The sequence below is a fragment of the Bisbaumannia pacifica genome (assembly GCF_007989625.1).
GTDB classification, from domain to species: Bacteria; Pseudomonadota; Gammaproteobacteria; order Pseudomonadales; family Halomonadaceae; genus Bisbaumannia; species Bisbaumannia pacifica.
Window position 1 is genome coordinate 30,054 of record NZ_BJUK01000030.1, and the last position, 13,711, is coordinate 43,764.

Annotated in this window: 11 protein-coding genes; 10 read left to right on the top strand and 1 reads right to left on the bottom strand. The window is 65.4% G+C overall.

All coding sequences use genetic code 11. The annotated features are described in order from the left end of the window. Positions 1–31: 31 nt before the first annotated feature. Together HPA02_RS12660 and HPA02_RS12665 are read left to right on the top strand one after the other, a co-directional pair. A complete protein-coding gene (locus HPA02_RS12660) occupies positions 32–1,870 on the top strand; it encodes a feruloyl-CoA synthase (protein WP_146803570.1) in 1,839 nt (612 codons plus the stop codon). Between the two features lie 23 nt (positions 1,871–1,893). Further along, positions 1,894–2,340: an acyl-CoA thioesterase gene (locus HPA02_RS12665; protein ID WP_146803571.1), complete on the top strand. Its 447-nt coding sequence runs from the start codon at positions 1,894–1,896 to the stop codon at positions 2,338–2,340. 29 nt (positions 2,341–2,369) lie between these two features. Here HPA02_RS12665 and HPA02_RS12670 read toward each other — a convergent pair whose 3' ends face one another. Next, complete coding sequence (locus tag HPA02_RS12670; protein ID WP_146803572.1) at positions 2,370–2,843, bottom strand: MarR family winged helix-turn-helix transcriptional regulator; 474 nt, start codon at positions 2,841–2,843, stop codon at positions 2,370–2,372. 500 nt (positions 2,844–3,343) lie between these two features. Here HPA02_RS12670 and HPA02_RS12675 point away from each other — a divergent pair, with 500 nt between their 5' ends. The 8 genes from HPA02_RS12675 to fabG all read left to right on the top strand — a co-directional run bounded on the left by HPA02_RS12675 (position 3,344) and on the right by fabG (position 13,630). Next, entirely contained in the window at positions 3,344–5,233 is a 1,890-nt protein-coding gene (locus HPA02_RS12675) for an FAD-dependent monooxygenase (protein ID WP_146803573.1), read from the top strand. 289 nt (positions 5,234–5,522) lie between these two features. Continuing rightward, complete coding sequence (locus HPA02_RS12680; protein ID WP_146803574.1) at positions 5,523–6,656, top strand: C4-dicarboxylate TRAP transporter substrate-binding protein; 1,134 nt, start codon at positions 5,523–5,525, stop codon at positions 6,654–6,656. Positions 6,657–6,716: 60 nt separating this feature from the next. Continuing rightward, complete coding sequence (locus HPA02_RS12685; protein ID WP_146803575.1) at positions 6,717–7,235, top strand: TRAP transporter small permease; 519 nt, start codon at positions 6,717–6,719, stop codon at positions 7,233–7,235. A gap of 3 nt (positions 7,236–7,238) precedes the next feature. Then, positions 7,239–8,537, top strand: coding sequence for a TRAP transporter large permease (locus HPA02_RS12690; protein WP_146803576.1), 1,299 nt, complete (start codon positions 7,239–7,241; stop codon positions 8,535–8,537). 111 nt (positions 8,538–8,648) lie between these two features. Beyond that, entirely contained in the window at positions 8,649–10,211 is a 1,563-nt protein-coding gene (locus tag HPA02_RS12695; protein WP_146803577.1) for an acyl CoA:acetate/3-ketoacid CoA transferase, read from the top strand. Positions 10,212–10,280: 69 nt separating this feature from the next. Beyond that, positions 10,281–11,471, top strand: a complete 1,191-nt coding sequence (locus HPA02_RS12700; RefSeq protein WP_146803578.1) for a thiolase family protein — start codon at positions 10,281–10,283, stop codon at positions 11,469–11,471. Between the two features lie 158 nt (positions 11,472–11,629). Next, complete coding sequence (locus HPA02_RS12705; RefSeq protein WP_146803579.1) at positions 11,630–12,703, top strand: DcaP family trimeric outer membrane transporter; 1,074 nt, start codon at positions 11,630–11,632, stop codon at positions 12,701–12,703. 186 nt (positions 12,704–12,889) lie between these two features. After that, positions 12,890–13,630 (top strand): 3-oxoacyl-ACP reductase FabG, encoded by a 741-nt coding sequence (gene fabG, locus HPA02_RS12710; RefSeq protein ID WP_146803580.1) that lies wholly within the window; start codon positions 12,890–12,892, stop codon positions 13,628–13,630. Positions 13,631–13,711: the final 81 nt, after the last annotated feature.

The following is a 13,711-nucleotide window of genomic DNA, read 5'->3' on the forward strand; positions in this document are numbered from 1 at the left end:
TCGAGAATGACCACAAGAATGGGGTGCGATCATGCTAGATGCTTTCCGCAATGTTCGGCTGGGAACGGCGACCGCCCGACTCACCCGGCGGGATGACGGGGCTCAACTGCTGCAAGTCGAGGAGCCGCTGGGCGAGTATCCGGAGACCCTGATGAGTCGCCTGGAGTACTGGGCAGCCGAGGCGCCGGAGCGTTGCTTCGTGGCGCGGCGTGACGCCAGCGGTGAATGGCGACGCCTGAGCTATGCCGAGACGCGTGAGCGGGTGCGCAGCCTGGCCCAGGGCCTGCTCGATGCGGGACTGAGCGTCGAGCGTCCCCTGGCCATCCTCAGTGGTAACTCCGTCGAGCACCTGCTGCTGGCGATGGCGGCGATGTACGTGGGCATTCCCTACACTTCGGTCTCGCCGGCCTACTCGCTGGTCAGTCGCGACTTCGCCAAGCTGCGCCATATCGTCGAGCTGCTGACGCCGGGGATGCTGATGGTCGACCGGGCTGAGGACTTCGTCGCCGCCCTGGCGGCGGTCAAGTCCGCCGATTGTGCCTGCCTGGCCGTGGAACCTGAAGGCATGGAGGGAGCGCGAGCCTTTGCCGCGCTGCTGGATACTCCGGTCACCGCCGAGGTCGACGAGGCCCATGCTGCCGTCACGCCGGATACCATCGCCAAGTTCCTGTTCACCTCCGGCTCCACCGGGATGCCCAAGGGCGTGATCAATACCAACCGCATGCTGTGCGCCAACCAGGAGATGCTGGCGGCACAGATGCCCTTCCTGCGCGACGAGCCGCCGGTGCTGGTGGACTGGCTGCCCTGGAACCACACCTTTGGCGGTAACCATAATGCCGGCATCGTGCTCTACAACGGTGGCAGCCTCTATATCGACGATGGTCGCCCGGTGCCCGGGGAGTTCGAGACGACCATCGCCAACCTGCGCGAGATCGCCCCGACGATCTACTTCAACGTGCCCAAGGGCTTCGAGATCCTGGTCGACTACCTGAAGCGTGACGATGCCCTGCGCGAGAATTTCTTCTCGCGCCTCAACCTGATGTTCTTCGCCGCCGCGGGACTCGCCCAGCATATCTGGGACGACCTCGATCGCCTGGCCATCCAGACCCTGGGCTGCAAGGTGGGCATGCTGACCGGGTTGGGGGCCACCGAGACGGCTCCCTCGGCGATGTTCGCCTCGCTTGCGGAGTCGCGTTCCGGGGTGGTCGGGCTGCCGGCCCGCGGGGTGACGGTCAAGCTGGTGCCCAATGGCGGCAAGCTGGAGTGTCGGGTGAAGGGGCCCAACGTGATGCCGGGGTATTGGCGCCAGTCCGAGATCACCGCCAAGAGCTTCGATGAGGAGGGGTTCTACTGCCTGGGCGATGCGGTGAAGTTCATCGACCCCAACGCTCCCCAGCGCGGCATGCGTTTCGATGGGCGCATCTCCGAGGACTTCAAGCTCAATACCGGCACCTGGGTCAGCGTGGGGCCGTTGCGAGCCGGGATCATTGAGGCTGGGGCCCCGCATGTGAAGGACGTGGTGATCGCCGGACTCGATCGCGCCTATGTCTCGATCCTGGTGTTTCCGGAGCTGGACAAGTGTCGCCAACTGGCGGGGCTCGGCGGCGAGGCGACGGCGGCGGAGGTGCTGGCCAGCGAGCCGGTGCGCGAGCGCTTCCGGCGACTGCTGCGCGACCTGGCCGAGCAGAGCACGGGAAGTTCCAATCGGATCCGGCGGGCGGTGCTGCTCAGCGAGCCGCCCAGCCTGGATGCCCACGAGGTCACCGACAAGGGCTCGATCAACCAACGGGCCGTGCTGGAGCGCCGCGCCGCGCTCGTCGACGAACTCTACGCCGCCGAGCCTTCCCAGCGCGTACTGCGGCTCGATTAACCCCGGGCCCCGGCGAGGACACAATGCTGACCCATACCCATGTTCGCCCCATCGAGTGGGGCGACTGCGATCCGGCGGGGATCGTCTTTCATCCCCGTTACCTGGCCTACTTCGATCATTGTACCAACCTGCTGTTCGCCGAGGCGGGCTTCGATCTGGCGTCCCTACAAGAGCGCTTCGCGGTGGTCGGCTACCCGGTGGTCGACCTGCGCGGCCGCTTCCTCGTTCCCTGCCGCTATGGCGACGAGGTGCGCATCGAGACGCGGGTCGCCGAGTTCCGCAACACCAGCTTCGACGTACGGCATCTGCTGCATCGTGGCGAGGTCCTGGCCGTGGAGGCCACCGTGACCCGCGTCTGGGCGGGGCCGCATCCGCACGACTCGCAGCGGTTGCAGGGCCGGCCGGTGCCGGAAACGGTGAGAATGGCTCTGGGCCGCTCGGACGGGGAAGGCGTCGAACCGCGGCGGTAGCGGCACGAGCCCCGGGGGCTGGGTGGCGGCTAGCCGCCGGCGTGGTGTAGCGGTACCCGGCTCAGGGAATTGTTCTCATCGGCGACGCGTTGCAGCAGCCGGCACAGTGTCTCGCGCTCGGCGTCGTCGAGCGGGGCCAGGATTGCCTCCTGCACCTCGGCCACCGTAGGCTCGGCGCGCTGCCTGAGCCGTTCACCTTCCACGGTGAGGGTGACCAGCATCGAGCGGCGATCCTCGGGGTTGCGTCGGCGGGTCACCAGGCCCCGCTCCTCCAACTTGCGCACCACCACGGCCACGGTATTGCGGTCCAGGGCGGTGTGGCGTCCCAGGGTGATCTGATCGATCTCGCCCCATTCTTCGAGTGCGCAGAGGGTGATGTACTGCAGTTGGGTAAGGCCATGGGCCGCGCACTGGCGCAGGAAGATCGCCACGCTGATCTGGTGGCAGCGCCTGAGCAGGTTGCCGGGCAGGACGGTGGCTTGGGTAAGTGGGGCATTGGTCATGGTCTGGTCATCTCGAGGAGCGGATCGCCTTCCGGACAGATGCGATACCCGGCCGGGCACACCAACTTAGCAGAGCCCGAGGGGGCGAGCACCCGTCGGCGGGTCTCGGGCCGGGAAAGGATGCCGCCTAGGAACCTGGCGCCGGAGAAGCCCCCACCATAGCCAACGCGTTCCATTACCAGGGAACATGCCCCGGGCCATGATGGCGACCTGCGCCATGGCCGAGCCCAGCATCTGTTCGAGGTCGACGGCACCGTCGGCTCGCCTTCCGGATATCAGGGAGAGTGGCCACCCTCCGATCTGCGTCCGTACTGTGATCATCATGATAGTGATCCACTATCCGAGGGTCGATACCACAACCCGGCCTTGGAGGAAGGTCTAGTTGTTCGCCAAAACAATGATCACAATACTGATGATTGTCGCCGTGGCGGATCGCCATGCCGGCACCCCGATGGCTTATCAACAACGACGACCTGTGTCCCACGGGATGGAGTGAACCGATGCAGTACTTCCTCGACGGTTACCGCAGTGGCGACCCGCGGATTCAGCCCGCGGCCGAAGGGCGCAGCGACCCGCAGGGTCCGTTGCCGGAGGAGGTGGACGTGCTGATCGTCGGCACCGGTCCCGCCGGCCTGCTGCTGGCCGCCCAGTTGTCGATCTTCCCGGACATCGTCACCCGCGTCGTGGAGAAGGCCGACGGGCCCCTCGAGGTGGGGCGCGCCGACGGCATCGCCTGCCGCACGGTGGAGATGTTCGAGGCCTTCGGCCTGGCCGAGCGGATGACCAGCGAGGCCTATTGGATCAACGAGACCCACTTCTGGGGGCCGGCCCCCGGTGACGCATCGCGGATAACCCGGCTCGGTCGCGTGCAGGACGTGCGCGATGGGCTCTCCGAGTTTCCCCATGTGATCGTCAACCAGGCCCGCCTGCTCGACTTCCTGCTGGAGTACATGCACCACTCCCCCAGCCGCCTGCGGGTCGACTATAGCCACGAGACCCTCGAGGTGAAGGTCCCCGAGCACCCCGACGAGCGCGTCACGGTGACCCTCAGTACGCCGGACGGCGAGAAGCGCGTCCGTGCCCGGTACGTGGTCGGCTGTGACGGCGCGCACAGCGTGGTACGCCAGTCCATCGGCCGCGTGCCGCAGGGCCATGGTGAGGACAAGGCGTGGGGCGTGATGGACGTGCTGGCGGTGACGGATTTCCCAGACATCCGCTTCAAGTGCACCATCCAGTCTTCTGAGGCGGGCAACATCCTGCTGATCCCCCGCGAGGGCGGCTACATGGTCCGGCTCTACGTCGACATGGGCAACATCGCCCCGGACGCCCGGCTAACCAAGGAGGAGGTCCTGGCCAAGGCCCAGGCGGTCCTCGCCCCCTACCGCTTCGAGGTGAAGGAGACCGCCTGGTTCTACGTCTACCGCGTCGGCCACCGGGTCACCGACAAGTTCGACGATGTCGACGACGACCAGATAGCAAGCCGCACGCCGCGGGTCTTTATCGCCGGCGACGCCTGCCACACCCACACCGCCAAGGCCGGCCAGGGCATGAACGTGTCGATGCAGGACACCTTCAACCTCGGCTGGAAGCTGATCTCGGTGCTCGAGGGGCGCAGCTCGGCGAGCCTCCTGCACACCTACAACGCCGAGCGCCACGTGATCGCCGAGAACCTGATCGAGATGGATACCCGCTGGTCGCGGGCGATCGGTGCCGCCCAGGACGCCGACGACCCCCAGGCGGCCACAAAGGGCCTGGCCGAGGTGCAGCGCCAGTTCGTCACCAACAGCGAGTTTACCGCCGGGTTCGCCACCCACTATGCGCCGGGCCTGCTCACCGGCGACGACTCCCATCTGCCCTTGGCCACCGGCTTCCCGCCCGGGCGCCGCTTCCACTCGGCCGAGGTGATCCGGTTAGGCGATGCCAAGCGGATTCACCTGGGACATGTGCATCGCGCCGACGGCCGCTGGCGGCTCTATGCCTTCGCCGACATGGTCGACCCGCGAAGCCCGGGGTCGCGCTTTATCCAGTTGATGGACTTCCTCGCCGGCGAGGACTCGCCGATCCGTCGCTTTACGTCGAAAGGGGCCGACCCGGACGCCATCTTCGACGTCCATGGCATCATCCAGCAGTCGCACCTGGAAGTGGACTGGGCCGAGATGCACGAGATGCTCAAGCCGCACAAGGGGCCGCTCGGACTCCAGGACTACCAGAAGGCCCACGCGCCGGTGCCGGGCACCGACCAGGACATCTTCGACCTGAGGGGCATCGATCGGGGCGCCGGTGCGCTGGTGGTGGTACGGCCGGATCAGTACGTCTCCCTGGTGCTGCCGCTGGATGGCTTCGACGAGCTCGACGCCTTCTTCTCGCGCTTTATGGTGACACCCGCCTGAGAGCCTCCTCTCACCCATCGCCAGACTCGTTCCCGTGTCGCCCCCGGTCGCTCGCCTGGCCGGGGGCGGCTTGTTCCTAGGCTTCCATCGGCGATCCGGGCGACGTCGGAGTATGAGGCAGACGTGGTGTGATCGGTGGGTTGAAGGACGCCTCGGCGGGGCGCTAGGCGTGATACCAAAGTCGGGTATCGGGGCTGGTGGTTTGGTGGACTATAATCAGGATCGAGATAGATGAATAAATCTATTGTTGTGTAAATAAACAAATATAACCCAGCCACCGAGGTGACTCATGACACACCGCCCCCTGTTCAAGACCCTGGCCCTGGCTGCCGCCATCGGCAGCCTGACGCTTGCCGCTCAGGCCCAGGCGCGCGACTTGCGTCTGGCGCCGGGGGTGCCGCCGGCCCACCCGGCCTACACCCCGCTGTATACCGAGTTTATGGCGCAGATCGCCGAAGAGACCGAGGGACGCCTGGGCGGACAGATCATGGGCACCGAGGTCGCCAATATCGGCAATATGCGCAATGCCATCCGCAGCGGCCTGGTGGAGGTGGGACTCTTCCTGCCGGCCTATTTCCCCGCCGACCTGCCGGAAATCAACCTGGTCGGCGACATGGCCCTGCTCGGCACCAACTCCTACGCCATGGGCGCGGCCATGACCGAGTACATCGCTACCTGCGAGGCCTGTCAGGAGGAGCTCAAGCGGCTCGGCATCATCTACACCAGCTCTCACGCTAGCGATACCTACCAGTTGCTCAGCACCCAGCCGGTGCGTACCGTCGAAGACCTGGCCGGCCTGCGGCTGCGCGTCGGCGGGCCTCAGTACTCGCGCTGGGCGGAGGCCATGTCGGCCACGCCGGCGTCCATCCCGGTCGGCGAGCAGTTCGAGGCGCTCTCCCAGGGGGTCATCGACGGCACCGTGGCCTCGATGGGTGACATCATCTCCTTCCGCCTGGAAGACGCGGTCGACTATCTCACCATGCTCGACCTGGGCACCTTCCATAGCACCATCTCTCATGCCGTGGCCCTGCCGGTATGGCAATCGCTCTCTCCCGAAGAGCGCGAGGCCATCGTGCGTGCCTCGACAGAGGCGAGTGCCCTGGGCAGTGAGCGCTGGGCCTACGAGATGACCGACGAGGCGCTGGCCCTGGCCGACGAGCACGGTATCGAGATCCTCGAGCCCAGCGACGACTTGGTCGCGGCCAGCCGCGCCTTCGGTGAGCAGGACCTCGATTACGCCGCCCGGCAGGCCGAGGAGCGTTACGGCGTCGAGGATGCCCGCGCCAAGCTCGATCGCTTTATCGCGCTGGTCGACAAGTGGAACGGCATGGTCGAGGAGGTCGGCGAGGATCCCGTGGCCGTGGCCGAGGCCGTGAATCGTGAGGTCTGGGACCGGGTGGATTTCACCACCTACGGCATCTGATGTCCCGTCATCCGGGGGCCGCCGGCCTCCGGACTCACCCATGACGCTGGAGGCTCGCTTATGGCGGCTCTATATCGCCTGACCAATCGCGCCGCCGTCGGCCTGGCCATGCTGGGTACCCTCGGTATCCTGCTGATGGTGGTGCATATCACCCTGGATGTGATCCTGCGCTCGACCCTGTCGGTATCGCTTCCGGCCACCGTGGAACTGGTGACCCGCTATTACCTGATCGCCATGGCCCTGCTGCCCCTGGGCTGGGTGGAGTGGTGTCGCGAGATGATCGCCGTGGAGGCCCTGGAGGGGCCGATGGGGCCCCGGCTGGTGCGCCTGTCCGACGTCCTGGTGGCACTGCTCTCGGCGGGCATCTATGCCGTGCTGGCCGTGGCCACCTGGGGCAAGGCCATGGAGCAGTTCGCCATCGGCTCCTATGTGATGTCGCTCAACGTCTCCATACCGGTCTGGCCGACCTACTTCGTACTGCCGCTGGCCTTCGCCCTGGCGACCCTGGTGTGTGTCGCCCGGCTGCCCTTCCTGCTGGGGGGCGTGACCGCGTCTCCGGCCCCACAAGGAGAGAGGTGAATCATGTCCGTCACCGTCGGTCTTTATGGCCTCCTCGCCCTGCTGTTGCTATTGGCCCTGCGTGTTCCGGTCGCCCTGTCCCTGATCAGCGTCTCGTTGGGCGGGATGACGGCGATGCTGGGCTGGGATACCACCATCGGCATGCTCTCTTCCAGCCCCTATGAATTTATCGCCAAGTGGACGCTGAGCGCGGTGCCGATGTTCCTGTTGATGGGCTTCGTCTGCTTCCACTCCGGCCTGACGCAGGGGTTGTTCAATGCCGCCAAGGTGGTGTTTCGCTGGCTGCCCGGCGGGGTGGCGATCTCCAGCATCGTCGCCAGTTCCGGCTTCGCCGCGGTCAGTGGCTCTAGCGTCGCCTGCTCGGCGGCCATGGGCCGCATCGCCATCCCCGAGATGGTCAGCGGTGGCTACAAGCCGAGCTTCGCCTGCGGCACCATCGCTGCCGGCGGCACCATCGGCGCGCTGATCCCGCCGAGCATCCTGATGATCGTCTACGGGGTCTTCGCCCAGGTCTCCATCACGCAGGTGTTCCTGGGCGGCATTACCATCGGCCTGCTGACCGCGCTGAGCTATGTCCTGGTGATCCTGATGGTCAGCTGGCTGCGGCCGGATATCGTGCCCCGCGAGGCCATCGGTTCCCGCGACGTGAGTACCCGCGAGGCGCTGATCGATATCTGGCCGGTACTGGTGCTGGGCGTGCTGGTCTTCGGTGGCCTCTTCTCGGGCATCTTTACCGCCACCGAAGCCGGGGCCGTGGGCGCCGCCGGGGCGATCCTGATCGCCTCGCTGTTGGGCCGTCTGAATCGCCAGTCGATGAAGGCCGCCCTGCTCGAGACCCTGGCCACCACCTCGGCGCTGCTGATCATCGGCGTCGGTGCCAGCATGTTCACCCTCTTTCTCAGCCTGAGTGGTCTGGCCGGCTTTATCACCGGAGCGGTGACCGGTTGGGATCCCACCTACCTCGAGCTGATGCTGGTGGTGGTGGTGATCTACCTCTTCCTGGGGCTGTTCATGGAGCCCTTCGGCGCCATGCTGGTGACCCTGCCGGTGCTGCTGCCGGTGTTCGAACTCTACGACGTCAGCCTGATCTGGTTCGGGGTACTGCTGGTGAAGCTACTGGAGATCGGCATGATCACCCCGCCGGTAGGCATGAACATCTTCGTGATCAAGGGAGTCGCGGGCCAATACGCCTCCCTGGTGGAGATCTTCAAGGGCGTGGCGACCTTCCTGGTGGCCGATATCCTGGTGGTGGCCCTGGTGATCTTCTATCCGCAGATCGTGCTGCTGATGACCGGCGGCTGAACGGGGCGCTTCGCGTGTTATCGGCGCCGACGTGCCGCACCAAATGTTTGTTATATAAACAATATATTTATACTCGTAGCTTTTAATGCCTCCAGTAAGAGGGCCGAGACAGTGAGCAAGATCATCGACATAAAGCGCGCCGCGAGCCTGATCAAGGACGGCGATACCGTTGTCTGGACCACCGCCGGCCTGTGTGGCTTCGCCGAGGCGATGGCCGCGGCGCTGGAGGCGCGTTTCCTGGAGACCGGGGCGCCCCGCGACCTGACCCTCGCCCACAGCTGTGGCTGCGGTGATGGCAAGACCCGCGGCATGAATCACCTGGGCCACGCCGGCCTGGTCAAGCGCCTGATCAGCGGCCACACCGGCCAGGCACCACGCATGGGCGAGCTGATCCGCGAGAACCGCATCGAGGGTTACCTGCTGCCCCAAGGCGTGCTGGCTCACCTATGGCGGCACATCGCCGGCAAGAAGCCCGGGGTGCTCAGCAGGGTGGGGCTCGGTACCTTCGTCGACCCGCACCTGGAAGGCGGAAAGGCCAACGCGGCGGCCGAGGAGGACCTGGTCAAGCGGGTCGAGCTGGAGGGCGAGGAGTGGCTGCTCTATCGCACCTTCCCGGTGGACGTGGCGGTGATCCGCGCCACCACCGCCGACGAGCGCGGCAACCTGAGCCTGGAGCGCGAGGCGATCTTCCTCGAGCAGCTCTCCATGGCCCAGGCGGCCAAGAACAGTGGCGGCATCGTTATCGCCCAGGTGGAGTACCTGGCCCGGCAGGGCAGCCTGCACCCGCAGCGGGTCAAGGTGCCGGGCGACCTGGTGGACTACGTGGTGGTGGCCGAGCCCGAGCAGCATATGCAGACCATGGCCACCGTCTACAACCCGGCGCTCTCCGGTGACCTCAAGGTACCGCTCGACGGTATCCAGGCGTTGCCGCTGGATCCACGCAAGATCATCGCCCGCCGCGCCGCCATGGAGCTGGTGCCGGGCGGGGTGGTCAACCTCGGCATCGGCATGCCCGAGGGGGTCGCAAGCGTCGCGGCGGAGGAGGGCGTCAGCGACCTGATGACCCTGACCACCGAACTCGGCACCTACGGGGGCGTGCCCGCCAGTGGTGGTGACTTCGCCACCTCCTACAACGCCGAGGCGATCATCGACCACGGCTACCAGTTCGACTTCTACGACGGCGGCGGCCTGGACGTCTGCTTCCTGGGCCTGGCCCAGACCGATCACGAGGGCAACCTCAACGTCAGCAAGTTTGGCGACAAGGTCGTCGGCCCGGGCGGCTTCATCAATATCAGCCAGAACGCCCGCAAGGTGGTGTTCTGCGGCACCTTCACCAACGGCGGCGAGGTGGCGGTGGAGGAGAGCGGTCGCCTGGCCATCCGCCAGGAGGGCCACCGCCGCAAGTTCGTGCAGCGCGTCGACCAGATCACCTTCAGCGGCCGCTATGCCCAGGAGACCGGCAAGCCGGTGCTGTTCGTTACCGAGCGCTGCGTCTTCGAGCTGATCGACGGCGAGGTCACCCTCACCGAGGTGGCGCCGGGCATCGATATCGAGCGCGACATCCTGGCGGCCATGGACTTCGTACCGCGCATCGCTGACGAGCTGCGCGAGATGCCGGCCGGGCTCTTCCGGCCTGAGTGGGGTGGGCTGCGCGCGCACCTGACAGACGACTGAGCATCAGGGTTGGGGCCGCGCTCCCGTATCCCGGGGCGGGCCTCCTTTTTCCCCTTGGAGGAATTTCGTATGTTCAAGAACGCCTATATTCCCTACGGCGGCTACTACTCCAGCCCCTTCTGCAAGTGGATGGGCAGCCTGGCCAACCTCAACTCCATCGAACTGGGCGCGGCCACCAGCAAGCGCTGGTTCGCCAGCCGCGATATCGATCCGGCGATCATCGATTACCTCTATCTGGGCGTCTCGGTGGGCCAGAAGTCGATCTTCTACGGCGCGCCCTGGGCCGCGGCCATGATGGGCGCCGGCCAGGCCCCGGGCCAGAACATCACCCAGGCCTGCGCCACCGCCACCACCGCGGTGTTCAATGCCGCCCTGGCGGTGGAAAGCGGCAGCTTCGATACCACCTATTGCCTGCTCGCCGACCGTCCCTCCAACGGCCCCCACACCATCTGGCCCAATCCTGCCGGCCCGGGCGGTGAGGTGATCGCCGAGAACTGGAACATGGACAACATCGCCGCCGACCCGGTCACCGGCAAGGACATGCTGACCACTGCCGAGAACGTGGCCCGGGAGCACGGCTTCACCCGTGAGCAGGCCGATGAACTGACCCTGCGTCGCTACGCGCAGTACGCCGAGGCCCTGGCCGACGACCGTGCCTTCCAGAAACGCTACATGTTCCCGTTGGAGGTGGCGGTCTCGCGCAAGGAGACCAAGCTCGTCGAGGCCGACGAGGGCGTGACCGCGACCAGTGCCGAGGGCCTGGCCAAGCTGCGCACGGTGCAGCCCGACGGCATTCATACCTACGGGGCCCAGACCCATCCGGCCGATGCCAATGCCGGCATCGTCGTCACCACCCGCGAGCGGGCCCAGGCGATGAGCCGCGACCCGCAGATGGCCGTGCAGGTGCTGGCTTACGGTCATGCCCGCACCAAGCCGGCGCATATGCCCATGGCGCCTGCCACCGCCGCCCAGCGGGCGCTCGATCAGGCCGGCTTGACGATCGCTCAGATCAAGACGGTCAAGAATCACTCGCCCTTTATCGCCAATGACCTGCATCTGGCCAAGGCGTTGGGGATCGACGCCCACGATTTCAACAACTACGGCACCTCGCTGGTTTACGGGCATCCCCAGGCGCCGACCCTGGCGCGCCTGCTGATCGAGGCCATCGAGGAGACTGCCATCAAGGGCGGCGGCTATGCCCTGGTCACCGGCTGTGCCGCCGGTGACTCCGCCGCGGCCCTGGTCGTCAAGGTGGGCTAAGGCCCTGGCGAGGTGATATCGGCGATGCCCGCCGAGAAGGCCGGCGGGCATCGTCGCGAAAAATAAAACAACAAGAATTGCACGCAGTGTATCTCGGTTCGCTGTCTCTCCGGGATAGCGAAACCGCCATCACGACAATAAAGACGGAGATCGAAAAGATGATGAATAAGAAAAATCTCGCCATGGCGATCGCGCTGGCTGGTGTATCGGCTGTCTCGGCCCAGGCTTATGGTCTGGAACTGGGCGAGTTCAATGGCGCTCAGTTCAGCATTGGCGGCTATATCAAGGCGGAGGGTATCTTCACCGACCCCGACGGTGGCGATAGCGACTTCGATGCCAGTGCCCGTCAATCACGGATTAATTTTCGGGTCGATCGTCAAATCGAAGGGCATGATGTCACGGCCTTCGTGGAGGGGGACTTCTGGGACAATGCCACGGATAGCAGTGACAAGAGCTATGCCATGCGGTTGCGCCATGCCTATATCCAGGTCGACAACCTGACGATCGGCCAGACCTGGAATGGCCAGTTCTATGCCAATGCTCCCTTCGATGTCGAACTGCTCGACTTCTATGGCACCGGTATCGGTAGCGTCTCCGGAAGTGGCGCGGTCGTCCGCCCCGATCTGGTCATGCACTACACCACGGGGGGCTTCCGCTTCACCCTTCAGGACCCGGTCAATCAGGAGGCCGATTTCCCGGATATGGTGGCAGCCTATACGCATCGCACCGAGAGTGGGCATGCCTTCAATGCGGCAGTCACCGGGAGGGAGGTCGAGACCGGCGTGGATGATTCCGAGTTCGGTGCCGCGTTCTCCCTGGCGGCGAAATTCAATTTCGGCGACACCGCGCTAGCCCTGAGCGGCTACACGGGGGAAGGCAACAACGTCTACTCCGGGTGGGGCTATAATGGCGCGACCGCCCCGGCCAGCATCGCCTCGAGGGGGGAGGTCAATGCCTCGGGGGATCTGGTGGAAACCACGGGCTTCTCTGCCGGTATCAGTCACCGCTTCGGCGAGCGGCTGCGCGGCAATCTGCGCTATGCCCAGGTGGAGGCGGATGAAGTGGCTCCCGGTGTCGCCGATGACACCCTGGAAACCATGAATGTCAACCTCATCTACACCTACCTGCCCGGCCTGGATTTCGGCATCGAATGGCGGGATCGCAGTGCGCTGACCATGCCGCTGCGCCCTGCAGGGCAGCAGGTGGAGCTGATGGCGATGTACAAGTTTTAACGCAGACTCCTTGATTCGTTTATTGTCCTTGTTTTGATCGCTTGCATTTTAAAGGCGAATCATCGGTTAGCTTCGATGATTCGCCTCTTTTTCTTGCGGCGGTGGTATCAGACGCACCTTAATGTGGGGTGTGATATCGAGATAATTGCCGTGCCGCCACAGTCCTTTCACGCTGGAGACGAGTCTATGAAGTTGTACGAACGCGTGGCCGTGGTGACCGGTGCCGGTCGCGGCCTGGGCGCAGCCATGGTCGAGCGGTTGGCCGCCGAGGGGGCGCGCACCGTAGTGGTGGACATCGACGGCGATGCCGCCCGGAGGATGGCCGAGGCGCTGGTAGAACGGGGTCATGACAGCCTGGCAATCGCCTGCGATGTGGCCGACCGTGCCCAGGTGGCGGCATTGATAAGGCGCGTGATAGAGCGCTTCGGCCGCCTGGACATCCTGGTCAACAACGCCGGCATCACACGTGACGCGGCCTTCCTCAAGATGACCGACGAGCAGTGGAACGCGGTGATGGACGTCAACCTCACCTCGATGTTCCTGTGCACCCAGGAGGTCGCCCGACACATGGTCGAGCGCCAAGCGGGGCGCATCGTCTGCATCAGCTCGTTGTCCGGCAATGAGGGCAACTTCGGCCAGGCCAACTATTCTGCCGCCAAGGCTGGCGTGATCGGCTTCGTGAAGAGCCTAAGCAAGGAGCTGGCGTGCCAGGGCGTGGCGATCAACGCGGTGGCGCCGGGGTTCATCGACAGCGAGATGACCGCGCAGATCCCGGACAAGGTGCGCGATAAGCTGCTGGCGCGGATTCCCCAGGGCCGCAGCGGTCGACCGGAGGAGGTCGCGGCGGTGGTGGCCTTCCTGGCCTCCGACGAGGCTTCCTATGTCAACGGCCAGACCCTCAACGTCAACGGCGGGATGTACGTGTGACGTCGTGGATTGCCCTGCAGAAGGCGCTGACCGGGTAGGGGCTGCGCCTTCTTCTCTCGGGGACGGCAGCCTGCTCTCGAG